This window comes from Brevibacterium sp. LE-L (genome assembly GCF_050214925.1).
In the GTDB taxonomy this organism is placed as follows: Bacteria; Actinomycetota; Actinomycetes; order Actinomycetales; family Brevibacteriaceae; genus Brevibacterium.
Window position 1 is genome coordinate 659,226 of record NZ_CP189759.1, and the last position, 25,205, is coordinate 684,430.

18 protein-coding genes, 1 tRNA gene and 1 pseudogene are annotated in these 25,205 nt (G+C 65.3%); 3 read left to right on the top strand and 17 right to left on the bottom strand.

Going from position 1 to position 25,205, the window contains the following annotated elements:
- Nucleotides 1–343: 343 nt before the first annotated feature.
- Nucleotides 344–2,176 (bottom strand): phosphoenolpyruvate carboxykinase (GTP), encoded by a 1,833-nt coding sequence (locus ACQE2J_RS02865; protein ID WP_426937028.1) that lies wholly within the window; start codon nucleotides 2,174–2,176, stop codon nucleotides 344–346.
- Nucleotides 2,177–2,553: 377 nt separating this feature from the next.
- Here ACQE2J_RS02865 and ACQE2J_RS02870 point away from each other — a divergent pair.
- Nucleotides 2,554–2,626: transfer RNA gene (locus ACQE2J_RS02870), tRNA-Arg, on the top strand.
- A 136-nt stretch (nucleotides 2,627–2,762) separates the two neighbouring features.
- Nucleotides 2,763–3,062 (top strand): hypothetical protein, encoded by a 300-nt coding sequence (locus tag ACQE2J_RS02875; RefSeq protein ID WP_135539907.1) that lies wholly within the window; start codon nucleotides 2,763–2,765, stop codon nucleotides 3,060–3,062.
- A gap of 214 nt (nucleotides 3,063–3,276) precedes the next feature.
- Here ACQE2J_RS02875 and ACQE2J_RS02880 read toward each other — a convergent pair.
- The 16 genes and pseudogenes from ACQE2J_RS02880 to ACQE2J_RS02955 form a co-directional block, all read right to left on the bottom strand.
- Nucleotides 3,277–4,679 (bottom strand): annotated as a pseudogene (locus tag ACQE2J_RS02880) (anion permease).
- Between the two features lie 406 nt (nucleotides 4,680–5,085).
- Nucleotides 5,086–5,445, bottom strand: a complete 360-nt coding sequence (locus ACQE2J_RS02885) for a universal stress protein (RefSeq protein ID WP_135539925.1) — start codon at nucleotides 5,443–5,445, stop codon at nucleotides 5,086–5,088.
- A 99-nt stretch (nucleotides 5,446–5,544) separates the two neighbouring features.
- On the bottom strand, nucleotides 5,545–6,960 hold the full coding sequence (locus ACQE2J_RS02890; protein WP_135539927.1) for a sugar porter family MFS transporter: 1,416 nt from the start codon (nucleotides 6,958–6,960) through the stop codon (nucleotides 5,545–5,547).
- Nucleotides 6,961–7,043: 83 nt separating this feature from the next.
- Nucleotides 7,044–7,928, bottom strand: a complete 885-nt coding sequence (locus ACQE2J_RS02895; protein ID WP_426937029.1) for a sugar phosphate isomerase/epimerase family protein — start codon at nucleotides 7,926–7,928, stop codon at nucleotides 7,044–7,046.
- Nucleotides 7,929–7,960: 32 nt separating this feature from the next.
- Entirely contained in the window at nucleotides 7,961–8,989 is a 1,029-nt protein-coding gene (locus ACQE2J_RS02900; protein WP_135539931.1) for a Gfo/Idh/MocA family protein, read from the bottom strand.
- A gap of 60 nt (nucleotides 8,990–9,049) precedes the next feature.
- Complete coding sequence (locus tag ACQE2J_RS02905) at nucleotides 9,050–9,964, bottom strand: sugar phosphate isomerase/epimerase family protein (RefSeq protein ID WP_135539933.1); 915 nt, start codon at nucleotides 9,962–9,964, stop codon at nucleotides 9,050–9,052.
- Nucleotides 9,965–10,020: 56 nt separating this feature from the next.
- Nucleotides 10,021–11,925, bottom strand: a complete 1,905-nt coding sequence (gene iolD, locus ACQE2J_RS02910) for a 3D-(3,5/4)-trihydroxycyclohexane-1,2-dione acylhydrolase (decyclizing) (RefSeq protein WP_135539935.1) — start codon at nucleotides 11,923–11,925, stop codon at nucleotides 10,021–10,023.
- A 28-nt stretch (nucleotides 11,926–11,953) separates the two neighbouring features.
- Nucleotides 11,954–12,877 (bottom strand): 5-deoxy-glucuronate isomerase, encoded by a 924-nt coding sequence (gene iolB, locus ACQE2J_RS02915; RefSeq protein ID WP_135539937.1) that lies wholly within the window; start codon nucleotides 12,875–12,877, stop codon nucleotides 11,954–11,956.
- Nucleotides 12,874–13,800 (bottom strand): Cgl0159 family (beta/alpha)8-fold protein, encoded by a 927-nt coding sequence (locus ACQE2J_RS02920; protein ID WP_426937030.1) that lies wholly within the window; start codon nucleotides 13,798–13,800, stop codon nucleotides 12,874–12,876. The genes iolB and ACQE2J_RS02920 overlap by 4 nt, the downstream gene beginning before the upstream one ends.
- Nucleotides 13,797–14,789: a 5-dehydro-2-deoxygluconokinase gene (gene iolC / locus ACQE2J_RS02925; protein WP_426937031.1), complete on the bottom strand. Its 993-nt coding sequence runs from the start codon at nucleotides 14,787–14,789 to the stop codon at nucleotides 13,797–13,799. The genes ACQE2J_RS02920 and iolC overlap by 4 nt, the downstream gene beginning before the upstream one ends.
- 250 nt (nucleotides 14,790–15,039) lie before the next feature.
- Nucleotides 15,040–15,807: a GntR family transcriptional regulator gene (locus tag ACQE2J_RS02930; RefSeq protein WP_426937032.1), complete on the bottom strand. Its 768-nt coding sequence runs from the start codon at nucleotides 15,805–15,807 to the stop codon at nucleotides 15,040–15,042.
- Nucleotides 15,808–15,840: 33 nt separating this feature from the next.
- On the bottom strand, nucleotides 15,841–16,869 hold the full coding sequence (locus ACQE2J_RS02935; protein WP_426937033.1) for a sugar phosphate isomerase/epimerase family protein: 1,029 nt from the start codon (nucleotides 16,867–16,869) through the stop codon (nucleotides 15,841–15,843).
- The gene (locus ACQE2J_RS02940) at nucleotides 16,866–18,050 is read right to left on the bottom strand and encodes a Gfo/Idh/MocA family protein (RefSeq protein WP_426937034.1); all 1,185 of its coding nucleotides are present in this window, start codon (nucleotides 18,048–18,050) and stop codon (nucleotides 16,866–16,868) included. Before ACQE2J_RS02940 ends, ACQE2J_RS02935 begins: the two co-directional genes overlap by 4 nt.
- 372 nt (nucleotides 18,051–18,422) lie before the next feature.
- Nucleotides 18,423–19,844: an argininosuccinate synthase gene (argG, locus tag ACQE2J_RS02945; protein WP_135539948.1), complete on the bottom strand. Its 1,422-nt coding sequence runs from the start codon at nucleotides 19,842–19,844 to the stop codon at nucleotides 18,423–18,425.
- A gap of 524 nt (nucleotides 19,845–20,368) precedes the next feature.
- On the bottom strand, nucleotides 20,369–20,923 hold the full coding sequence (locus ACQE2J_RS02950; protein ID WP_135539950.1) for a hypothetical protein: 555 nt from the start codon (nucleotides 20,921–20,923) through the stop codon (nucleotides 20,369–20,371).
- 1,165 nt (nucleotides 20,924–22,088) lie between these two features.
- A complete protein-coding gene (locus tag ACQE2J_RS02955) occupies nucleotides 22,089–23,651 on the bottom strand; it encodes an APC family permease (protein ID WP_425120488.1) in 1,563 nt (520 codons plus the stop codon).
- Between the two features lie 264 nt (nucleotides 23,652–23,915).
- Between ACQE2J_RS02955 and ACQE2J_RS02960 the strand changes: the two genes are divergently transcribed.
- Nucleotides 23,916–25,112, top strand: a complete 1,197-nt coding sequence (locus tag ACQE2J_RS02960) for a CPBP family intramembrane glutamic endopeptidase (RefSeq protein ID WP_426937485.1) — start codon at nucleotides 23,916–23,918, stop codon at nucleotides 25,110–25,112.
- Nucleotides 25,113–25,205: the final 93 nt, after the last annotated feature.

Below are 25,205 nucleotides of genomic sequence, written 5' to 3' on the forward strand. Positions count from 1 at the left end.
GGCAGCCTCACGCACCGGCAACGTTCATGTACCGGCAGCGTCACGTACCGGCGGTTCGGCATCAGTCACCGTTAGTGACATCTCCTGCCGTTGCATCGGTGCGTTATGGCGGTGCGAGGGCGTCGTGTGGCTTGCGGGGCGAGTTGCCGCTGACGGTGTGGGACGGATACCGCTTTGCAGCGGGAGCATGGGCCGCACACCCACGAAACATGAGAATCCCCCAACCACCTCGGCGGCGGTTGGGGGATTCTCTGTGGGACAGGACGGCTCAGCCCGGGGGCCGAACCTCTCCATCGGCCTTGAGACTCGAGTCAGACTCGGGGAGTCTCAGGCTCTCCGCGTCTCAGGCCAGGCCGAGGCGCTTCCGGAGGTTCTCGACCTCGGCGCGCAGTTCGGTCGGAACCGAATCGCCGAGCTCGGCGTACCAGTCCTCGATGAGGCCGAGTTCGGTCTCCCATTCCTCGGGCTTGATGGCCAGTGCCCTGCGCAGCTGCTCATCGGTGAAGTCGAGGCCCTCGGTGTCCAGGCCGCCCTCGACCGGGGTGAGTCCGAGCGGAGACTCCTGAGCGTCGGCGGTGCCGGCCACGCGCTCGAAGACCCACTTGAGAACGCGCGAGTTCTCGGAGAACCCGGGCCACAGGAACGAGTTGTCGTCGTCGCGGCGGAACCAGTTGACGTAGAAGATCTTCGGCAGCTGGGCACCCTCGGTGTTGCCGATGTTCAGCCAGTGCTGCAGGTAGTCACCCACGTTGTAGCCGATGAACGGACGCATGGCCATCGGGTCGCGGCGGACGACGCCGACGGCTCCGGTGGCAGCGGCTGTGGTCTCCGAGGACAGCACCGAACCCATGAACACGCCGTGGGTCCAGTCCTTGGTCTCGGTGACCAGCGGCATCGTGGTCTTGCGGCGACCTCCGAAGAGGATGGCCGAGATCGGAACACCGTTCGGGTTGGTCCACTCGGGAGCCAGGGTGGGAACGTTGGCGATCGGGGTGCAGAAGCGCGAGTTCGGGTGAGCGGCAGGGGTCTCGGACTCAGGCGTCCAGTCGTTGCCCCTCCAGTCGGTGAGATGCGCCGGCTTCTCGTCGGTCTTGCCTTCCCACCACACGTCACCGTCGTCGGTCAGGGCGACGTTGGTGAAGATGTTGCCGCCGGCTTCGATGGCGCGCATCGCAGTCGGGTTCGTGGTGTATCCGGTGCCCGGAGCCACGCCGAAGAGGCCGAACTCGGGGTTGACGGCGTAGAGCTGGCCGTCTTCGCCGAAGCGCATCCACGCGATGTCGTCACCAAGGGTCTCGGCCTTCCAGCCGGGGATGGTGGGTTCGATCATCGCGAGGTTCGTCTTGCCGCAGGCCGAGGGGAACGCGGCGGCGACGTACTTGACCTCGCCCTCCGGGTTCGTCAGCTTGAGGATGAGCATGTGCTCGGCCAGCCAGCCCTCGTCGCGAGCGATCGCCGAGGCGATGCGCAGCGCGTAGCACTTCTTGCCGAGCAGGGCGTTGCCGCCGTAGCCGGATCCAAAGGACCAGATGGCGCGCTCTTCGGGGAAGTGGGTGATGTACTTCGTGGTGTTGCAGGGCCAGGCGACGTCCTCCTGCCCTTCTTCGAGCGGAGCGCCGACGGAGTGCACGCACTCGACGAACTTCGCATCCTGGGAGTCGATCGCATCGAGGGCGTACTTGCCCGAGCGAGCCATGACGAGCATGGAGAGGACGACGTAGGCCGAGTCGGTGACCTCGATGCCGAACATCGGCTGGTCCGCCTCGGCGTGGCCCATGACGAACGGGATGACGTACATGGTGCGTCCGCGCATCGATCCGGCGAAGAGCGGGTTGAGGGTTTCCTTCATCTCCGCGGGAGCGACCCAGTTGTTCAGCGGGCCGGCATCCTTCTCCTCTTCGGAACAGATGAAGGTGCGGCCCTCGACGCGGGCGACGTCCTCGGGATCGGAGGCCGCGTAGTAGGAGTCCTTGGTGCCGGTGAGGCGCTTGATGGTGCCGGCCTCGACGAGCTGCTCGGCGATCTGATTCTTCTGCTCCTCGGAACCGTCGATCCAGACGATGTCATCCGGAGTGGTGAGGGCGGCGATCCGGCCGACGAATGAGAGTACCGACTCGTTTCGGGTCGGTGCATTCTTCAGCTGGTCAGCGACGACATCATGGTCGAGGACAGTCATGAGTGGTCTCCTTTGAGGTCGAGTGCGGGGTTGCGTCTCAGGCGGTTGCTGGTTCCGTCGAGCGGTTGGTACACATCCACCGTAGGATGGGGACAAGCACGAAAATCGCTGGTTTCGGTCACTCGAAGATGTGCATTGGGTCACAAGAACGACTTCATTGACGTGAATCAGACTTTGACATGACGTGTCATTGCAATTAATTGACGCGTTGTTTCATTGGTGACTCGTTGCTGAAATCCGCGCTTTCATTCCCGGTTCGCCGAGGCGACTGCCCGCCTGTGCGCGAATGTGGCGAAGCGCACGCGGACGCGATTTGAGCTTGAGCGAAACTGGTGTGTATAGTTGTTCGAGTTGCACGGCGTCAGTCCGAACAACGCGCGCCACTAGCTCAACGGATAGAGCATCTGACTACGGATCAGAAGGTTGGGGGTTCGAATCCCTCGTGGCGCACCGAAGGGAAGTCCCTCACCAGGCAGGATAGCCGGTGAGGGACTTTTTCGTGGGTCCAGAGTCAGGGCTGTGAGCCCAAAAGGGTCCGGCTGTTCTGACGATTGATCCGAAGGTCGGGGTTGTGTTGGGTTCCGTGATGCGAAAGGCCCGTCGTCACCGTGAGGAGCTCGGCGAGGTCATCGAGGTCTTCGGTGACCGCCCGGGACCGAAGACCGTGATGGGGTTCGTCCTCGGCTGGTTGATCTTCACCGGTCTGACGCTCATCAACCCGGGGGAGACACCGATGCTCGCAGCCGCTCCGGGCATTCGTCCCTATGCCATTCCCTATCAGCAGATCACGCCGGGCAGCATTGCCGGGGTCACCGCCGCGAATCGATATCTCAAGGAGGTCGGGCTGCAGAGGAAGATTTCGCAGTCGACGCTCAGAGCGTCGTGATGGACGAAGAATGGTGTCCACTTCGTTGCCTGCTCGGCCGAGGACGCCCGGCGTGGGCGCAGGCGCTTCACACTTGCGCTCGACCCGATTCCGCGGTCGATCGACGATCGCTGGATCTGGTTCGCAGGGACTGGGCGGCATTCATCGCAGCGAGCGATCCATGCCATCGCCAGGACCGCCTCGGCGAGGGGGTATTCGCAACTCGGTGAGGGGATCAGCCCAACATGCCGAGCAGGGACATCCATCCGCCGCCGACGAGGCTCCAGATGAGGATGTTGACGACGGAGGCGAGGAAGCCGACCTTGAACCATTCGGCGGTCGTGACGTAGCCGGAGCCGTAGATCACGCCCGCGGGGCCCGAGGCGTAGTGCGAGAGGCCGCCGATGAGGTTGCCGATGAAGCCCAGCGCCAGTGCCGCGAACAGCGGGGGAGCGCCGGTGGCGATCGCCGCCCCGAGGAACACTGAGTACATCGCGACGATCTGCGCCGTGTTCGATGCGAAGAGGTAGTGGACGTAGAAGTAGACGATGCTGAGCACAGCGAACGCGGCCATCCACGGCATTCCGCCGACCAGCCCGGCGACCTCGTCGCCGATCCACCCGATCACCCCGAGGGTGTTGAGGTGGGTGGCCATGCCCACGAGCACGGAGAAGAAGATCAGCGTCGACCAGGCGCCGCTGTTGGCGGCCATGTCCTTCCACGTCAGCACCTTGGTGATGAGGAGGATCGCCACGCCGACGAAGGCCGCCGAGGTGGCATCCACCCCGATCATGTCACCGAACACCCACAGGAGGAGCAGGAGGGCGAAGGTTGCGAGCATGGTCCACTCGCCGCGGCTCATGGAGCCGAGCTCCTTGAGTTCCTCACGCGCGTGGGCGGGGGCCTCGGGGGTCTTCGTCAGGCCCGGCTTGTAGACCTTGGCCATGAACCATGGCATAACGATGAGTGCGACGAGTCCGGGCACGATCGCGGCCAGCGCCCAGGTGCCCCAGGAGATGTCGATACCGGCATCGGCGGCGAAGCCCACGGCCAACGGGTTGCCGGCCATAGCCGTGACGAACAGGCCGAGGTGATGGTGTTGACCTGCACCGAGGTCAGGGAGAGGTAGGAACCCAGTCTCTTCCGCGACTCGGCGCTGGATGGGTGTGAGTCGTTGACCGAAGCGAGCGACCGGACGATCGGGTAGACGACGCCGCCTGCGCGGGCCGTGTTCGACGGTGTGGCGGGGGAGAGGACGAGGTCGGCCAGCGCCATGCCGTAGGACAGGCCGAGCGAGGACCTGCCGAGCCACGAGACGAACAGCAGCGCGATGCGGCGTCCCAGACCGGTGAGCAGGAAGCAGTCGGCGATGAAGAACGCGGCGACGATCAGCCAGATGGTCGAGTTCCCGAACCCCTGCAGGGCCTCGGTCTTCGCATCCATCGTGCCGGTGACCATGGCGGCGGCCAGTCCGACCAGAGCGACCGAGGCCGTCGGCAGCGGCTGCAGGATGAGGCCGAGGATGGTTCCGGCGAAGATTCCCGCCATGTGCATCCCACGCGGGTCGATGCCCTCAGGGGCTGGAATGAAGTAGATGATCAGGGTGAGTGCGAGGATCGCCGCGATCTTCCCCGCCATCGACAGGCGGGCATGGGTGCGGGCGTGGTGTGCGGCGGCTGCTTCCAGCGTGCTGGTGCTTGACGTACTGGGCATGGGGCATCCTTGGGTGTCATTCGGTGTGCGCCTGATGCCGTCTGTGTTCGCATTCTGCCGGCTGCTTTCGCTGTCGGCGGCGACAGCGATGGCGTGCGGCGGGATCGGGGCGGGCGAAGAGCCCGGTTCTGCGCGATCCAGTCCCAGAATAGCCCTGTGTGAGGACGTTGAGGAGGACCTCGGCCGGAGGGATACCTCACGTAGCGGCGCGAGCCGGTGAGTGGTAGAGGACCGGCAGCGACGCCGACCGATCAGCCGCGACGACGTGCGCTCACGTCGACAGGCCGAGCGGGTGCGTACCCGCTCGGCCCGCCACCGGAGCTTTCGGTTCTCAGCCCTTGACGGCGAGAACCGGGACCGGCGAGTCGAGCAGGAGACGCTGGCTCACCGAGCCGATGAGCATCTTGCCCACTCGGGACCGGCGGCGCATTCCGATGACGAGGCGGATGATCTCAGGGTGCTCGTCGAGTTCGTCGAGGACCGCCTCGGCGGGGTCTCTGTCGCCACGCCCCTGACGTCCGATCACCTGGTAGGGAACCCCGGACTCATCGAATGCCGCGGTGTCGAAATCGGATTGGATGCCGAGCGGGATGACGACGAGGTCGGTGCCGAACCGCTTCGCCTCTTCGATCGCCGCGGTGATCGCTGCCGGAGCCGCGTTGCTGTCGGGTACTGCCACCATGATGGACATGGGTTTCTCCTTCTCGTCGATGACCGTCAGATCAGACTCTGACCGTCAGAATGCCTGATGTTCCGGGCACGCGCCCAATAGAGCGCTGCCGGGCGGGCTTCACTGCCCGTACTTCGAACGGAATTCCGCTTCGAGGTCTTCGAGCGTCTTGTTCCTGGTTTCGGGAACCATGAAGTAGATGAAGATGAGAGCGAGCACGCCGAGCCCGGCGAAGAGGAAGAACGTGTTCGAGATTCCGAGTCCGCTGACCACGCTCGGGAAGAACTGTGCAACGGCGGCATTGGCCAGCCAGAGGGCGAAGACGCAGATGCCCATCGCGAAGGAGCGGATCTTCAGCGGGAAGATCTCGGCAAGCATGAGCCAGACGAGCGGTCCCAGGGTTCCCTGCATGGAGAAGACGAACAGCACGACGAACACGAGGATCGTGTAGGCCTTGCCCATTCCGTCGGGCAGGAACACCGCGGACAGGCCGATCAGCAGGTGGAACGTGCTGGTGAGCGTGAATCCGCCCAACAGCATGAATCTGCGCGGCAGCTTGTTGATGAGCAGGATGCCGACGGTGACGCCGATGACGGAGAAGAGACCGTTGAGCGTGTTCGCGATGATCGCTGCATCGGCGGAGAAGCCCGCATCGGTGAGCAGCTGCGTCCCGTAGTACATCACGGAGTTGATGCCCGTCAGCTGCTGGGCGATGCCCAAGCCGACGCCGATGAGGACAAGGCGCAGCACCCATTTCGATGCGAGGTCCGAGACACCGCCGGTCTTGGCGACCTCTTCCTGTTCTGCCAGCAGTTCGACTTCGCGCATCTCCGCCTCGGCGCGATCATCCGAACGAACTTGCTTGAGCACGCCGAGAGCCTGATCATCGCGGTTCTTCGAGATCAGCCAGCGGGGGCTCTCGGGCAGGAAGAGCATGCCGATGAGCAGTGCGATGGCGGGCAGAACGGCGACGGCGAGCATAAAGCGCCATACGCCCTCGTGCTCTCCCCAGACGTTGAAGATGACCGCGTTGATGACGAAGGCCGCGAACTGGCCGACGACGATCATCACCTCGTTGCGGGTGACCAGTGAGCCGCGCCGTTCGAAGGGCGCGAGTTCGGCCAGGTAGACGGGCACTGTCGTCGATGCCGCGCCCACAGCCAATCCGAGGAAGAAGCGCGCCCCGGCGAGGAACTGCCAATTGGGCGACAGTGCACAGGCCAGGGTCCCGACGATGAAGAAGCAGGCGAGCAGCAGGATGTTCGATCGGCGTCCGAAGGCATCGGAGAGTCGACCGCCGATGACGGCGCCGAAGGCCGCACCGATGGTGAGGAAGCTGACGACGAGTCCCTCGGTCCGCGGTGTCAGACCGAAATCGTGGGTGAGGGGCTCGAGGGCCCCGTTGACGACGCCGGTGTCATAGCCGAACAGCAGGCCGCCGAATGTGGCGACGACGGCGATGATGCCCAGGCGTGTGGTGTGTGGTCCCTTCGTGTCCGGTGGAAGATCGACCAGACTCTTGCCTTCTCCGCTCATGAACGTTCACTCTCCTTTGAATGATTTTCCGATGCTTCGGTCTCGAACTTCTCGATGCGATTCGACGGTGGCTGCGCGCCGCCTCAGCCGGTGGGACCTGCCTGTGCGGAGATGAGTTCATCGATCCGCTGTTTCTGGAATCGGCTGACGGCGTCATTGTTCTCGTTCTCCCCGAACACATTGGACACGAGGAGAGAGTCTTCGCGGGCGAGGAACCCGGTTGCGTTCAGCACGCCGAAGAGAGCGTCGAAATCGACGTCGGCGTCCCCGACCTTGAGATGCTGATGCACCCGCGCCGAGGTGGTCGGCGGGTTCGCGATGTACCGCAGCCCGTGCGAGGCGCGGTGGTCGAAGGCATCGGAGATGTAGACGGCACGCAGTCGGTCGCCGAGCTCCTCGGCCAGGGTGGCGAGGCAGTCGCCGTAGTGGAAGGTGTGCGAGGCGACGTAGACGAAGCCGATCGCTTCGGAGTCGAGACCGCGCAGGACTCGCCAGGCTTCGTGCCCGTCCTCGACGAAGTCGTCGGGGTGGGGGTCGAAGTTGAGCCTCAGCCCCTCCTTCTCGACGATGGGCAGCAGTTCGTCCATCGAACGGTAGAAGGACTCTTCGGAGTCCTCAAAGGATTCCGGGCGACCGCTGAATTCCGTGTTGATGGTCGTCACGCCGAGGTCGATGGCGATCTCGATGACGCGGCGGAAGTTCTTCACCGCCGCGACGCGTTTGCCCTCATCCGGCCAGGCGATCCGCTGCACGGGCAGCAGGGCGGGCACCGTGATCCCTGCGGCATCGACGGCCTGCCCGAAGCGGCGGATGAGCGCGCGATCCATCTTCGGGTATCGGAAGTGAGTGGCGAAGTCCGGATGCGGTGTCAGCTGCAGATGGTCGAATCCGAGGTCGGCGGTCACGGCCGGGAAGTCGAGCAGGCGGTGCGTGTGGTGCAGCGGTGTGGGATCGTAGGCGATCTTCATTGATACTCCAAGCGTTCGTGAGGGCAGGTCGGTCAGAGGTAGAAGTCAGGGGTGTCGGGCAGATCGAGCGTGCGCGGTCTGCCGTCGAGCAGGGAGGCGACGCCTTCCCGGCAGGCCACGGCCACCTTGTAGCCGTCCCAGGCAGACGGGCCGGCGATGCCGCCCGAGCGCGCCGCGTCGACCCAGGCCTGAACCTGATCGTCGTAGGCCGTCCGGAAACGGGTGGTGAAGTCTGCATGTTCGGCGATTCCCGAACGCCCCTGATGCCACAGCTGCAGGCCGGTGGGCTCGCCGATGCGGGCGATTCCGGAATCGAAGACGGCCTCGGTGGTCACCTGATAGCCGAACTGCACGCTGACGTTCATCTCGAGATCGACGAGCGTGCCATTGGCCAGCTCCATGAGTACGAGGATCGGCTCCTGGAGGCGTTCGGGCGTGAGCCGATTGCGGCGAGCGTGCTTGACCTCGAGGCTGCGGATGGGGGAATCGGCCAGCCAGGGTACGACGTCGAATTCGTGGACGACGGAGTCGTTGATGAGCGACTCCTGCATGTAGGAGTCCGGGACCGACGGGTTGCGATGGGCGCAGCGGAGCATGAGCAGCTCACCGGCCTGCTCCGAGTCGATGAGCTCGCGCAGCTGCCGGTATTCGGGATCGAAACGACGCATGAACCCGACTTGGATGAGGTGGCGGCCGGTGGCCTGCTCGGCTTCGAGGATCCGCCACGAGGAGTCCGGGTCCGGGGTCAGAGGCTTCTCGCACAGGATCGGGAGACCGGCCTCGAGGCTGGGCAGCAGCACGGGTTCGTGGAGGAACCCGGGGGTCGCGATGAGGACCCCGTCGACCACTCCGGCCTCGAGAGCGTCTTCGATGCGGGAGCAGCCGACGGCTCCGGGGGCGTTCTCCAGCGCCGAGGCGAGCCGGGACTCATCGGGGTCGACCACGGCGGAGACCGTGGCCCCGCTGATCGTCGAGGTGATGCGTTTGACGTGGTCTGCGCCCATCATTCCGGCACCGACGATGCCGACGCGGAAATCTTCAGGCGGGTCTGTCACGGTCATTGTCTCTCCTGTGGGGCTGCGGGCTTGTCGGTGTGTGGGATCGAGCGGCGATGAGCTGGGTCAGTGGTCGACGACCGCGGCGTCCGTGGACGCGAGGATCGTCTTCAGCGTCCGTTCGGCGATCGGGAACGGGGCGTCGACGCTGCAGCCGAACATGTCCTGTTCGACGATGGCGAAGGTGTTCTCGTCGAGAGCCGCGACGGCATCGATGATCGGGTCGAGCGGAGGGATCCCCTGATCGGGCTCGACCATGATTCCCTGCGCGACCGCGTCGCCGAACGGTGTATCGGACTTGAGGACGTCGAAGATCCGAACCGGATCGACCTGCTTGAGGTGAAGATAGCCGATGCGCGAGGGGTGGTCGTGGATGAGTCTGAGGTTGTCCCCGCCGTAGTACGAGAAGTGTCCCGTGTCGAGGCAGAGGTTCGTGTACCGCTCATCGGTGAGTTCGAGGAAGCGTTCGACTTCCGAATGTGTGCCGACATGGGAGTCGGCATGCGAGTGGAACTGCTGGCGGAGACCGAACTCTTCGTAGAGGGCCTTGCCGAGAGCGTCGTGGCCGGCGGCCATACGCGACCACTGCTCGTCATCGAGCGTCCGGGGTTCGAGGGCCTGGCCGCTCGTGTCCGAGCGCCACAGATCGGGGATGACGACGATGTGCTCACCGCCGAGTTCGGCAGTGAGTGCGGCGACCGCCTCGGCCTGCTTCCAGGCCCGCTCGAACTGGTCATCCGTCTTGTGGAACCCGGTGAATACCGTGCCGCCGGAGAGTTTGAGTCCCCGCGAGCCGAGCTCCTCGCGCAGCTGCTCGGGATTCGTCGGCAGGTAGCCGTAGGGGCCGAGCTCGATCCAGGTGTATCCCGCCTCGACGACTTCATCGAGGAAGCGCTGCCACGGGACCTGTCCCGGGTGGTCTGGCAACCACACGCCCCAGGAATCGGGTGCTGTGCCGATGCGAAGTGACTGCGTTGTCATTGTCCTGTCCTTGTGGTCGGCTGTCGGTGGTCTTCGTGCCCTGGGCGATCGGCTGGCTACAGCAGAGGCCGTTGGTGGCTGCGCTCGTCCTCGTAGGCAGAGCGGGCCGCTCGGGTGTCGTCCATGGTCGACGCGGCCGCGACCGGCACGTCCCACCACCCTTCGCCTTCAGGGGCATAGGCGAGCGGATCCGAGTTGATGTGGATGAGCGTCGAGGTCTCGGCCGCACGGGCGGCCTCCACGGCCTCGGCGAGGCGAGTGCTCGCCGAGGGGCCGGGGTCGATCTCGACGACGTCGACGCCGTAGGAGCGAGCGTTCGCTGCGAGGTCGACGGGCAGGATCTCGTCGGTGCGGAACTCCGGGGAGTCGGCATCGTATCTGCGGTACCAGGTGCCGAATCGGGGTGCACCGACTGTCTCCGACAGGTGTCCGATCGAGGCATAGCCGTGATTCTGGATGAGGACGACGATGAGCTTGAGGCCCTCGGCCACGGCGGTCACGAGTTCCGTGTGGAGCATGAGGTAGGAGCCGTCGCCGACCATGACGACGGCCTCACGGTCATCACCGGCGGCCTCGATGGCGCGCCGGACTCCCAGGCCTCCGGCGATCTCGTATCCCATACAGGAGAACGCGTATTCGACGTGATAGCCCAGGGCGTCCCGGGTCCGCCAGAGCTTCTGCAGGTCACCCGGCAGGGAGCCGGCGGCTTGGATGACGACATCGCGTGGACCGACAGCTCGGTTGACCGCACCGATGATCTCGGGCTGGCCCGGCAGTTCGGCGGGCGTGGGCGCCACGGCCGCATCGACCTCGGCGACCCAGTTCCTGCGTTCGACATCGATCCGGCGCGTATGCTCCTCGCCCACTCGGAACTCATCCAGCTGCTCGCTCAGTCCCACCAGTCCGGCATGGGCGTCGGCGACGATGGGGTAGCGGCTGCCGTGCTTGTAGGCATCGAAGCTCGCGACGTTGAGGTTGACGAAGCTGACATCGGGATCGGCGAAGGCGCTTCGGCTCGAAGTCGTGAAATCGCTGTAGCGAGTGCCGATGCCGATGACGACGTCCGCCGAGGCGGCGATCCGGTTGGCCGCGGACGACCCCGTTGCTCCGATCCCGCCGAGGTTGAGCGGGTGATCGTGGTCGAGCACTCCACCGCCGGCTTGGGTGGTGGCAACGGGGATGCCGGTCGCCTCGGCGAAGGAGCGCAGCTCTTCCTCGGCTGCGGAGTAGAGCACTCCGCCGCCGGCGACGATCAGCGGTCGCTCGGCCCCGCGGATCGCGGCGGCGGCACGCTCGAGCGGGCCGGGCTCGGGAAGGGGCCGCCGGATGTGCCAGTCTCGTTCGGTCAGGAATTCATCCGGGACCTCGATGGTTTCGGCTTGGACGTCTTCGGGCAGTGCGATCGTGACCGCACCAGTTTCGGCAGGATCGGTGAGCACCCGCATGGCCGCCAGCGCGATGGAGAACAGCTGCTCGCCGCGTTCGACTCGGTCGAAGTAACGGGAGAGCGGTCGGAACGCGTCCGTGACCTGTAACGATGTGTCGTGGGGGTGTTCGAGCTGCTGGAGCACCGGATCGGAGACGCGGGTCGCGAAGGTGTCCGAAGGCAACAGCAGGACCGGCAGGCGATTGGCCGTGGCCAGGGCCGCTCCGGTGAGCATGTTCGCCGCACCCGGCCCCACCGAAGCGGCCGCTGCGAAGGTCGAGCGTCGACGATTCATCCTCGCAAAGCCTGCGGCCTGATGGGCCATCGCCTGTTCGTTGCGGGCCTGGTGATAGGGCATCGCGTCGGGCTCATCGTGGCTGAGCTGACGCAGAGCCTGACCCATGCCTGCGATATTGCCGTGCCCGAAGATGCCGAACATCCCCGCGATCGTGCGCTGGCGGATGTCTCCGTCGACGGTGTACTGACGGGACAGGAAGGTCGTCAGCGCCTGAGCCACGGTCATCGTCACAGTCATGTCACTTCTCCTTCGAAGTCTGATGTCTCTAGGCGGGGTTCTGTTCGTCCGCGGTGTAGGGCAGCCGAGAGTCGAACTCGAGGTCGTCCCATTCCTCGCGGACCCAGCCGTGGGCGGGGTCGTCGCTGATGAGCCAGATGCGTTCGTCATCGGGGCCGGCCATGACATTGAGGTAGTAGTTGTCGTAGCCGGGTGCGGCGGCGAGGGGGCCGTGGTACCCGTAGGGGACGAGGGCGATATCGCCTGTGCGCACCGTCGCCGAGGTGGTGATCTCGCCGGCGGCCGAGGAGTAGGTCGAGAACAGGGAGAAGGGATCGGCCTCGGCCGGTGCGTTCGAGGCACGCGAAACCGCGGTCTCGAAGTAGTAGATCTCTTCGAGGCGGGACTCGGAACCGGCGATCGCCTCGTCGTGCTTGTGCGGGGGATAGGATGACCAGTTGCCGCCCGGAGTGATGACCTCGCAGGCGATGATCTTCACACAGTCGAGGCCCGCCGGGGTCGCGAAGTTGTGGACCTGTCGGCTCGAGATTCCCGAACCGCGCAGTTCGACCGGGACCTCGGCAGCGGGGAGGTGTTGGACGGGGCGCGTCTCCGTCGTCGGTGCTTCGGAGACCGAGATCCGACCCTTCGCCGAGGTGACCGTGGCACTGGAGCCGGTGGGTAGGTAGAGACAGTCGGCCGGTCCGTGGAAGACCGAGGTCCGACCGGCCAGCTCCTGGCTGCCGGTGGTGCCGTCGGCGAGGACGTAGTCGACGGTGAAGGACTCACCGGCCAGCGGCACGAAGACCCTCTCGACCGCCTCGGCGGCGAGTTCGACCGAGCTCGGCTGGTCTCCGCCGAGCGTGGCGGCGCGGAACCCGGTGTGCGCCCACCCCGGAAGAGTCGAATCGACGACGGACTCGAAGCCGTCCCTGGCGAGCTCTCCGCGGGGGTAGAACCATTCGTTGATCATGCCGGAATCCTTTCTGTGCTGTGGACCAGTGCGGCGGCGCGGTCGACGGAGCCGATGACATCGCCGTCGGCCGGGTAGACGACCGAACGGCCGATGACGAGGCCGCGCACACCGGGCAGTGCCAGGGCATTCTCCCAGCTGCGGAAGGTCGCCTCGGGATCATCCGAGCGCTCGCCTCCGAGCAGCAGGGTCGGCAGAGTCGTCGCTGCCATGACCTGCTCCATGTCGTCGACGACGGGGATCTTCAGCCAAGTGTGGGTCGAGGTCGTGCCGAGCCCCTGCGCGATGCCGATCGACCGGATGACGGCTTCGGGGGTGAGCACATTGCGCACCTTGCCGTCGACCCATTCGCTCATGAACGGCTCGAGCATCACCGGCAGATCGGTGTCTGCGCAGGCGTTCACGGCTGCGGCATTGGCCATGAGCGCCGAGGTGGTGGCGGGGTCCGCGAGGTTGATCCGCAGCAGGGTCTTGGCGAGGTCGATTCCGTCGCGGGACATGCGCTCGACGGTGTGACCGGTGAAGCGGTCGTCGATTTCGAAGCTGGAGCCGGCCAGGCCGCCGCGGTTCATCGAGCCCACGGCCAGCTTGTTCTCGAGGTGCCCGAGGAAGGCGAGGTCGTCGAGGATCTCCGCGGTGGCGAGCACTCCGTCGACGCCTGGCCGCGAGAGCGCGGTGGCCAGCCGGGCGACGAGATCGACACGGTCGGCCATGGCCAGCGGATCGTCGCCGACCTTCATGGCCCCGCGGGCGGGGTGGTCGGCGGCGACGATGAACAGACGGGAATCCGGACCGCTGATGCTGCGGCGGGTGCGGGAGGCCCAGGCTCGGGTGATGGCACCGGGGTCGGTGAAACGCGCCTCGCGCAGTTCGGCGATGGCATCGTCGGTGACGATGTCGAGGGAGGGGGCATCCGATGTCATGCGCGGGCTTCCTTCTGGTCGTTGGTGCCGATCACGGCGGTGATCTCTTCGGTGGCGGGCATCGCGGTCGAGCATTCGCGGCGGGTGGCGACGATGGCACCGGCGACATTGGCGAACTTCAGCACGTATTCGAGGTCCCAGCCGGCAAGCAGTCCCTGGCACAGCGCACCGCCGAAGCCGTCACCGGCGCCGAGGCCGTTCGTGACGTCGACGGGGTAGGGCGGAACTTCGACCCGCTCGTCGGCGGTCTTCGCGAGCACGCCCTTGGGGCCCTGCTTGACGATGGCGAGTTCGACTCCGCGCTCGAGCAGTGCGTCGGCGGCCCGCTCGGGTTCGGTCTCGCCGACGGCGATCTCGCATTCCTCACGGTTGCCCACGGCCACGGTGACGTGTTCGAGTGCGCGCCCCACCTCGGCGCTGGCGATCTCGGGGCTCTGCCAGAACATCGGTCGGTAGTCGAGGTCGAGGACGGTGTGTTCGGCGTGCCCGCGTGCCGCCCATGCGGCGTGATGGGTGCTGCGGCTGGGTTCGACGCTCAGTCCGGTGACGGTGGACCAGAAGATCTTCGCCGCGGCGACCGCCTCGAGGTCGAGGTCGGACTCGGTCAGATCGAGGTCCGGCGCCTTGGGGTCGCGGTAGAAGTAGAGCGGGAAGTCGTCGGGCGGGAAGATCTCGCAGAAGGTCACGGGGGTGTTGTAGTTCGGGTTCGTGCCGACCCAGCGGTTGTCGACGCCGAGGCGGGCGACCTCGTTGTGCAGGTACCGGCCGAAGGGGTCATCGCCGGTGGCGGTGATGACGGCGGCGTCGAGGCCGTGCTTGGCTGCGGCGACGGCAACGTTCGAGGCGGAGCCGCCGAGGTACTTGCCGAAGGTCTCGACCTCTTCGAGGCCGACGCCGTCCTGCAGCGGATAGATGTCGACGCCGATGCGTCCGATGGTGATGAGGTCGAACGGTGAGGTTCGAGGAGCCGAGCCAGGCGATGAGGTCATTCTCGTCATTCCTTCCCCGCGGCTGCTGTGCCGATGCGGATCGATCCTTTGTCAGGACAAAGTATTTGTCATGACAATATCATTGTTTGTTCGCGTCGTCACCCCTTCTGGGCAATCCTTGCTGTTTCGGCGTCCTCGGAAGGGTCTGGCTGCAGCTCGGAGCGGATGAGCTGCCGGAAGCAGCGCCCGCGAGGGTGCGCCGATCGGCGAATGGGGGCGAGGGTTCGGTGCTGCCTTGGGAACTCGGCGATCAGCGGGAGACGAGGGTCGTCTCGAACGAGTAGAGGTCGGGGCGATAGCAGTGGTCGCCCCATTCGACGATCCCTCCGCTGTGGTCGTGTGCGGTGCGGTGCATCGTCAGCAGCGGCGCACCCGTTTCGATCTCCAGGAGCTCGCCCTCTTCCGCATCGGCCGCCTTCGCTCCGATTCGCTGTTGGGCCACGGAGAACACGACTCCGCGCGCCCGCAGGGTTTCATAGAGGCCGGAGTTCACGAGCTCCTCGGCGGTGATATCGGTGAATCGGGCGGGCAGGACATTGTGCAGGATGGCCAGCGGCGTCGACCCGACGAGGCGCAGGCGCCGCAGATGGAGGCAGGGAGACCCGACGGGCACCCCCAGCCTCTCGGCGCTGTCGGCGTCTGCGGCTTCGACCCGGTGGGAGAGGACGACGGTCTTCGGCGGATTGCCCGACTTCTCGAGGTCCTCGTAGAGGCTGGTGAGATCGACGGGCCTGGCGACGGGGCGCTGGATCACCTGGGTTCCGATTCCGCGTCTGCGCACCAGCAGCCCTTTGTCCACAAGGTCTTGGATCGCCTGGCGCACGGTCGGCCGTGACAGGCCGATCCGCTTGGCCATCGCCACCTCGTTCTCGAGCCGGGTTCCGGCGACGAGCTGGCCGGAGGAGATCGCCGCTTCCAGTCTGCGGGCGATCTGGACATAGAGCGGCACGGCTCCGGGGGAGCGATCGAGGGGACCGAAGAACTCTGCCGGCAGTTCGGTCTCGGGTTCGCGTGCCATGTGCTCCTGTCCTGTCGTGGTCTGCGTCTGAGCTTACTCGGCGGGAGCCGCCGACGAGGGCTGACCCGCAGGATTCGCCGACTCGGCAGCGGTGAGAAGAACCTCGGCGGCGGTCTGCAGCCCCTCGATGCGTCCCAGGGATTCGTCTTCGTGCTCGATGTGCACAGCGATGTCCGGGACGACCTTCTTCAGGGCCGAGACGAACCGGTTCCAGAAATCCTGGTCGTGGCCATGGCCGAGGGCGACGAAGTCCCACGAGGAGCCCTGCGGCCACGCGTTGATCGCGGCACCGCCTCGGAGCTCGGTGATCCGCTCGCCGGTGAATCGCGTGTGCCGATCGTCGAGGACGCCGTGGATCTTCGCGGCCTCGTTGATGCGCACATCCTTGGCCGCGGCATGGACGACGAGTTCGCCGAGGTGCTCGATCGCTGCGACCGGATCGATGCCCTGCCAGAACAGATGGGAGGGATCCATCTCCGCGCCGACGTTCTCAGCCCCGATGCTCTCGACGAGACGCTCGAGTGTGGCGGGATTGAATACGAGGTTGTGCGGATGCATTTCGATGGCGATCTTCACACCATTGTCGCCGGCGAGCCGATCGAGATCTGCCCAGATCGGGGTGGCTGCGGCCCACTGTTCGTCGAGTGTGTCGAGCAGTGAGGACTCCCAGGGGTTGACGACCCACGTCGGTTTGGGTGCCGAGGCGTCCGCGCCCGGCAGTCCGGACATCGTCACCACTCGAGTCTGACCGAGCCGGTTCGCCACGGCGATGGCACGTTCGATGTCGCTCAGCGTCGGCGGGCCGATCTGCGGATCGGGGTGGAGCGGGTTGCCATTGGCATTGAGGCCCGCCAGCTCGACCCCCGCCTCGGCGAAGGTGCCGAGGTACTCGTCTCGCGCATCATCGGAGGTGAGGATGTCATCGATCGTCGGCATATGGACGGGTGGGAGGAATCCGCCGACGTTGATCTCTGCCGCGCTGAGGCCGAGCTCTCTGAGCACGGTCAGGGCCTCGGGCAGCGGGCGGTCGTGCAGGATGGCTGTGTAGGCGCCGAATTTCATGACTGAACCTCTTTCTCATGTCCGTTGTCGTTGGCCGAGTCGATGACCGCATCTCGGACCTGGAGTGCATGCAGGCCATCGGAGAATGGTGCACAGCGAGGCAGGGAGTCCGCCTCGGCGATGCCGGCGACCTCATCGAGGAAGGCCCGGGCCTGGAAGACGAACCCGTCGTTTTGGCCCACTCCCACTCCGGGCGCGGCCATTGCCAGCCCGTTCGCGATATAGGGGTGCTCGGGTCCCAGCTGTATCGTCGTCAATCCGGTGGCCGCCGCGTCGTCGATGCTGCGGTTGAGGACGATCTGGCCGGGGAAGCGGAAGTCGAAGCCGGCGGAGCCGTTGGCGCAGAAGACTTCGACTCCGAGGCTGTTGGGGTGGCCCGCGGCGATCCGCGAGACTTGGAGGAAACCGGCCCCGGTGGGGAATTCGACGCTGAATCCGGCGTAGTCGTCGTTGCCGACCGGCTCGTATTCGTCGCTGACCTCGGCGTGGTCGTGTCCGACCACGTGACCCAGCGGGAGCGGGCGGGAGGTGATGGCGGTGTGGAAACGTCCGCCGGAGACCTTCCGGATGGGCCCGGCGAGGAATTCGACGGTGTCGGTGAGGTGGCTGCCGACATCGGCAAGAGCTCCGCTGCCGAGTTCGCCGCGGTAGCGCCAGCTCATCGGGGCAGTGGGGGAGCAGGCGTAATCGGTCCAGTACCAGGCGTTGATGTGGTGGACCTCGCCCAGAGTGCCGTCGTTGATGAAGTCCTTGATCGCGGCGAGGCCCGGTGTGCGTCGGAAGGTGAAGCCGAGGCGCGCGACAGAGTCTGCGTCGTTCGCGGCGGCGACCATGGATTCGGCGTCGGTGACGGTGTCGGTCAGCGGTTTCTCGCACAGGACGTGCTTGCCCGCGGCCAGCAGGGCTTCGACGATCTGCTGATGGAGGGAGTTGGCGACGACGACGCTGACGATGTCGATGTCATCGGCGTCGACGATGTGCTGCCAGTCGGTGTCATGACGGGTGAACCCGTACCGCGAGGCGGTGGCTGCGGCAAGATCGCCGGCGATGTCGCAGACGGAGACGAGTTCGAGGTCCGGCAGGCTTCCGATTCCGGCGGCAGGGGCGGCTCGCCAGGCAGCGGCGTGTGCTCGACCGGCCATTCCGGCACCGATGACCGCGATTCCGAGTCGCTGGGGCATGGGATTCTCCTTCGAATGCATGCGGGTGTCTGTGCTGCACGTGAGGCGCGCTTCGTCGGTGCGTGCAATGGGCGCGCATGGACGAGCAGTGCTCTCCGTCGTTCCCTGGGCGGGACGCAGTCACCACGCTACAGGCAAATTTGTCAGGTCAAAAGAGAATTCAAAGCATTATTTGTCATTACATGAAAATTGTTGGGATCGCCCCCGCGGAAGTCGCGCAGGCAGTGAATAGAAGAAGCGGCCGGCAGGTGAGCCCCAAGATCCATCAGATCGTGGAGCGCACCTGCCGGCCGCTTCCAGTTCTCAGCCGGAGGCCGCGAGTCTCATGCTGCGCAGTGTCTCCGGAAGCTCTCGAACCGTCCGGCGCGGAACTCAGTCCGTGCCGGCGTCGAAGGCCGCGGACAGTCCGGCGAGGTCGCCGGCTTCATCCACCTCGGCGCCGGAGTTCGCGATCTCCTCCGCACCGCCTGCCTCCAGCGAGCCCACGAGCTCCGAGGTCGGGCCGGACACGATGCCCATGGCCGCGTACTGCTCGAGACGGGCGCGCGAGTCGGCGATGTCGAGGTTGCGCATGGTCATCTGGCCGATGCGGTCTTCGGGGCCGAAGGCGGCGTCGCCCACGCGCTCCATCGACAGCTTCTCCGGGTGGTAGGACAGGTTCGGGCCTTCGGTGTTGACGATCGTGTAGTCGTCGCCGCGGCGCAGGCGCAGGGTGACCTCGCCGGTGATCGCCGAGGCGACCCACCGCTGCATGGATTCGCGCAGCATGAGCGACTGCGGGTCGAGCCAGCGGCCTTCGTACATGCGGCGGCCCAGGCGACGGCCCTCTTCGTGGTAGAGGGCGATGGTGTCCTCGTTGTGGATGGCGTTGAGGAGGCGTTCGTAGGTCACATGCAGCAGCGCCATGCCCGGGGCCTCGTAGATGCCGCGGGACTTCGCCTCGATGATGCGGTTCTCGATCTGGTCGGAGACGCCGAGTCCGTGGCGGCCGCCGATCTCATTGGCCTTGAAGACCAGCGCCACCGGGTCGTCGAACTCCTCGCCGTTGATGGCGACAGGGCGGCCGGCCTCGAAGCGGACCGAGACCTCTTCGGTCTTGACCTCGACGTCTTCGCGCCAGGCGGCCACGCCCATGATCGGTTCGACGATGTCGAGGCCGGCGTCGAGGAACTCCAGGGTCTTCGCCTCGTGGGTGGCGCCCCAGATGTTCGCATCCGTCGAGTAGGCCTTCTCCGCGGAGTCGCGGTAGGGGTAGCCGTGTTCGACGAGCCATTCGCTCATCTCCTGCCGGCCGCCGAGCTCCTCGACGAATTCCGAGTCGAGCCAGGGTTTGTAGATGCGCAGCTTCGGGTTCGCCATGAGGCCGTAGCGGTAGAAGCGCTCGATGTCGTTGCCCTTGTAGGTCGAGCCGTCGCCCCAGATGTCGACGCCGTCGTCCTTCATGGCCCGCACGAGCATGGTGCCGGTGACCGCGCGGCCCAGCGGGGTGGTGTTGAAGTAGGTCTTGCCGCCGGAGCGGACGTTGAAGGCGCCGCACTGGAGGGCGACGAAGCCCTCTTCGACGAGCAGGCGCTTGGCGTCGACGAAGCGGGCGATCTCGGCACCGTACTCCTTGGCGCGTTCGGTCACCGACTCCAGATCCGGTTCGTCGTACTGGCCGATGTCGGCCGTGTACGTGCAGGGGACGGCACCCTTGTGGCGCATCCACGCAACCGCGCAGGAGGTGTCCAGGCCGCCGGAGAAGGCGATTCCAACGTGCTCACCGACTGGGAGCGAAGACAGTACTTTCGACATGTCCACTAGCCTAACGGCATATCACTCACGTGTCGAATGGTTATGCATAGCTATGTATTTTTATGTGCTGGGTGGCGCGGTCTGCGCTTCGCGCGCCGCAGACCCGCGCCGTGCACCCTCGCCGCAGACCCGCGCTGCAGACCCTCGCCGCGGACCCTCGCCGCAGACCCGCGCCGCGCTCTCCCTGCGGCGACTGAACCGAGAGGACGTCAGCGGCTCAGTTCGCCGTACGCCCTGAGGCTTCCGGCGACCTCGAAGCGCTCCTGACCGAAGCCGCTCACAGCGGTGGGTCTTCGCTTCCGAATTCGGGGTCTGAGTAGGGCCCGCCTCGCCGCGGCACCGAGGCCCGGTAGCCCGTTGGCTGCGCGACGGCCCGGTAACCTCGCGACCAGGTGGGTTCGCGACGGCCAGGTGGCCCGGTAGCTTCGTGCGAATATTGGTCGCTATCGGATACTCGGGTCGAAAGTTAGGTCGCTATCGGATACTTTTTGCCGCCAGAAATGTCCGATGGTGACCTATATTCTTCATTGCAGCCCGAGGTGGTGGCGGATATCGCGCTCGAGTTGCTGACGACTGGTCGATTTTGTCACCCGAATGACGGTCCAGCCAGCTGCTCTCAGCGCGTTGACTCGATCGATGTCGGCGGCCCATTGGTATTCGGAGATTCGGTGATGATCTCCCTCGTACTCCAGCGCAAGCTTTTTCTTCGGGTAGCCGAGGTCGGGATGCAGGGTGCGATCGATCGTCGGACAGTACACGGCAGGGTGGACCTCTGGTTCAGGCAGGTTTCGGGAGATGGCCCAGAGGCGGAGGTCTGTTTCCATCGGCGAGTCGACGTCTTCTCGAATGAGGTCGACAGCGGCTTCGAGCTTTGGCCTGGCCCTGAGGTGTTTTGTTTCGGAGATGTGCTCGGTCAAAGTCGCCAACGTGAATTGGGGTGGGCTCTTCCAGTTGCCGATCGCCGCGTCACCAACTTTCACCAGCGACTCCACCGAACAGACGGAAGCGAGCTGGCTGAATACCTGAAGTGGGTTCAGGACCGGCAACTTCAACCACTCGATTGATCTGAGCGTTCTCATTCGATGCAGTGTGATGCCTCTTCTGCGAATGCGTTTGTTGATGTCCGAAGTTCCCAGATGAAGAATGTCGCTTCTGAGTGAGCTGGGCAACGGCCACCCGAATAGGCGTGCAGCAGTTTCTCTGCAGGCGACGACCCCCGGGTGTCTGTAGACGATGGCCGTCAACAGCTGCGCCTCATCGATCCATGCGTCATCTGCCCAAGTGGGTATCGGGAATTCGGTGGAGACAGAGCCGTCGAAGCGGATACCCCACGTGGCAGGAGGAAAACCACGCCCGGACCTGATGTCGTACTCGGAGGCTCCTCGCGCTCGCGCTTCCGAAACCGAGAGGACTGCTGGGTAGTGCGCATAGTTCACCGGATGCTTCATGCACAGATAGTTCACGGGGGTTCTGGGCGAGGGAAGACCTGCCCGAGGCGGTTGTGGTCGACTGTTGCCCATCCACAGGCAGTTCACGCTCGAGCCGCGATGGTGTCCACAGCTGAATGGAGGTGAGTCGGACAGTTGCCTCGAGCAGACCATGGATGGTTCGCGAGCCGCATACGGGAGGATCCGGGTGGCTGTGCCGACCGCACCCTGAACAGGAGATTCGCTTCGAGGGCGGGCCTCTGCGGACTCCTGGGTTGCATTCGTGCCAAAGGTGAGGCGGCCACTCCCGGTCGATTCCGAAAGCGAAAAGTATCCGGCGGTGTTCCTTCAGAGCAAAGCGCAAACGAGTGGGTCGGGTGTGGTCGCGAGAGCAGTGGCGAATCTTTGCACAGGTATGAGTGTCCAAGTGGGTTCTGTGTTGACCAGGTTGGCTCAGCGATGTGCGCCATCACGGCCATGCCAAGCGAGCAGAAAGGAGGCTGCTACTGGATTCTGCTCGCGAAACAGTGGTCGCAAACGGACATTCGGGCCGAAACTTAGGTCGCAAACGGACATTCGGGCCGAAACTTAGGTCGCAATCGGACACTTCGGAGGTCAGAAAATGTCCGATTGCGACCTACATTCGTGAGTGGTGTCCGTTTGCGACCTACGTTCGAGGGCGGTGTCCGATTGCGACCTACGTTCGTGAGAGGAGTCCGTTTGCGACCTACGTTCGTGAGAGGAGTCCGTTTGCGACCTACGTTCGTGAGAGGAGTCCGTTTGCGACCACTCTTCGGGGATCCCAGTGCGCCCGCCCCTACATCTTCGCCCGGCGGGCTCGGATCGCCTCGGCGACGGCGATGGCATCATCCTCGGGGGCGTCGGATTTCCGGTCGGGGCGGGCGATGAACAGGTAGATGAACCCGACGACGAGGACGACGACGAGGCCGATGAGGACGATCCAATCGGCGAAGAACGATCCGGAATCCCCTGGCAGCGAGAGCAGGATCATGGCGAAGATCCCGTAGGCCAGAGCCGCAAAGTTGACGACGATCCCCCACCCGCGCAGCGACCACGGCCCGGCGGGCTTCCAGCCCTTCAGCCGCTGCCGCAGGGCTCCGGCGACGACCATCTGGAATGCCAGGTAGATGCCGAGGATCGCGAAGGAGGTCACGGCCACGAGGATTCCGTCGTTGAACCAGATGAGCACGCAGATCAGCGCCGGTGCCGTGCAGGCGACGATGAGCGCGTTGTGCGGGATCTTCGTGCCGTCGGTGACCTTCGACAGCCAGCGGTGACCGGGCATCATGCCGTCCCGGGCGAAGCTGAAGATCAGCCGCGAGGCCGCGGCCTGGAGACTGAGCACGCAGGAGATGAACGCGAGGATCGCGACGAGCAGGAAGAGCTTCGCACCGACGGTGCCGAGGCTGCCCTCGAGGATCGACGGAATCGGATCCTCGACCTCACCGGCGACGATCGCCTCCAGATTCGGGGCGGCGAGCACGTAGCCGCCGAAGGAGAACAGGGCGGAGATCGCGCCGACGAAGATCGTCATGAGCATCGCCTTGGGGATCCCTCGCGCCGGATTCGACACCTCTTCGGCGACATCGCCGCAGGCCTCGAAGCCGTAGAAGAGGAACAGTCCTGCGATCGCGGCGCCCATGAACACGGGCAGATAGCTGCCGTCACCGGCGGTGCCCATGGTGTCGAAGAAGACGGAGAAGCTGTGCTTGCGTTCGAAGATGAGGAGGAAGAGGCCGAGTCCGATGACGCCGATGAGTTCGGCGAAGAGACCGATGCGGGCGATCCTGGCCAGCCATTTCGTGCCGGAGAAGTTGATCGCCAGGGCCAACACCAGCAGGGCGAGGCCGAGGACGAGGGTGGTGTTCCGGTTGAGTGTGAGTCCGAAGAGGCTGGCGAGGAATCCGCTGCCGAACTCGGCCACCGAGGTGATGGTGACGATGAGCGCGCAGATGTAGACCCAGGCCGCCATCCACGCATAGCGCTTGCTCCACAGGCGACGCGCCCATGGGTAGATGCCGCCGGCGATGGGGAACTGGGAGACGACCTCACCGAAGACGAGTGCGACGAGCAGCTGCCCGCAGGCGACGATGACGATCCACCAGATCGCCGGCGGCCCACCGGTGGACAGAGCGACGGCCAGCAGCGAATAGACGCCGACGAGCGGGGAGAGATAGGTGAAGCCGAGTGCGAAGTTCGCCCACGGACTCATCGACCGTTCGAAGGAGTCGCCGTAGCCGAGGACCGCGAGGTGGTCGGAATCGGAGAGATGGTCGCCCTGCGACCCGGCGTTGCGGTGGCCGCCAGCGGAGTTGTGATCGCCCGAGGGATGGTGGGCGTCGGAGAGATGATCGGACATGGTGATGTTCCTTCATTCGAATCGTCGTTGATCCTGGTTCTGTCGGTCATCGTATCCCCGATTCCTCCGCACGGAGACGAAAGCGTTCGCGCGCGTCTCACTGGCCCCGATTCCGGGGCGCTCGGCGGATCTCGTCCACGCGACTGAGCGCGATTTCATCCTCGCGGCGGAGGTGGCAGACCGCTGCGGGACATAGGTTGGAACCAGGAAAGCACCGGAAGCCGAGTTCTGGTCACCGGTGAGGAACGAGGAGGAGCCGTGAACATGTACACGGAAGCCAACCGGAAATCCGCCGAGGCGGCCCGCCCGGCAGGTGCCGAAACACCGACCGAAACAGCAGCGCCACCCGAAACCCCAGCATCGCTCGCGGCTGCCGAACCTGCGGTCCCGGCGGCCCCGGCCGTCGATGCGAAGGGCCGACCGCTCGCTGTGGTCCCTGCGACGGTGCCGTGGCTCGAAGTCGCCATCTTCGTCGTCATCGCATTCGCACTGGCCTGGCTCGTCTGCCTGCCGCTGTGGATCTCCGGCAAGGGACTCAGTGATCCACTCGCCGTTCAGGTCTACGGGGCCGTGATGATGTTCTCGCCGCTGGTCGCCGGCATCGTCGCGCTCACCGTCCAGCGCAAACGGGCCAAGCGTGCCCGCCGACCGATGGCGAGCGTGCCGCGCTACCTCGGAATCGGGCCGCTGCGCCCCATCGGCCGAGTGATCTGGATGACCGTCGCCGCGTTCTTCGGCACCTTCGTCCTCGTGGTCCTCGGCTACCTCGTCGCTTCGGCCCTCGGTTGGCTCACGCTCGACCTCACCGGGCTGTCCGGCTTCAGGACTCAGCTCGCGTCCATCCCGGGTGCGGAATCGCTGCCGATCATCGCCGCCCTTGCGATCTATCTTGGGCTCATGCTCTTCGGTTCACTGTTCAATGTGATCGTCACCTTCGGAGAGGAATCCGGGTGGCGAGGCTGGCTGCTCACCAGCCTGCGGCCCTTGGGCACCTGGCCGGCGCTGCTCATCGTCGGTGTCATCTGGGGCCTGTGGCACGCACCCCTGATCCTGCTCGGATACAACTTCAACCGCCCCGACATCACCGGACTCGGATTCATGGTCGGCGGATGTGTGATGGTCGGCATCCTCTTCGGCTGGCTGCGTCTGCGCACCGGTTCGGTCTGGCCGGCCGTCTTCGCCCATGCCGCACTCAACGGTTCGGCCGGCATGCTGCTCGCTCTGGTCATGGGCACGTCCGGACCGACCCCGGATCCCGCGCTGATCACTCTGCTCGGAGTCTCCGGATGGATCACCTCGGCGATCGTCATCGCTGTTCTCATCGCCACCGGTCAGTTCCGCAGGCAGCCCGAACTCGGCATCAAGATCAAACCCGCCCCTGCCGGTGCTGAGGTCCCCGTCGAACCGGCCACGGCTGCGCCAGGAGCGCCGACCACGCCCGAGATGGCCCCGAGAGACTGAAGCCGATCGGACCTCTCGCCGAGGTCGCCCCCGATTTTGAGGGGCGACCTCGGCGTCCGCTAGGCTCGACTCCTCACAACCCAAAGGAGAATC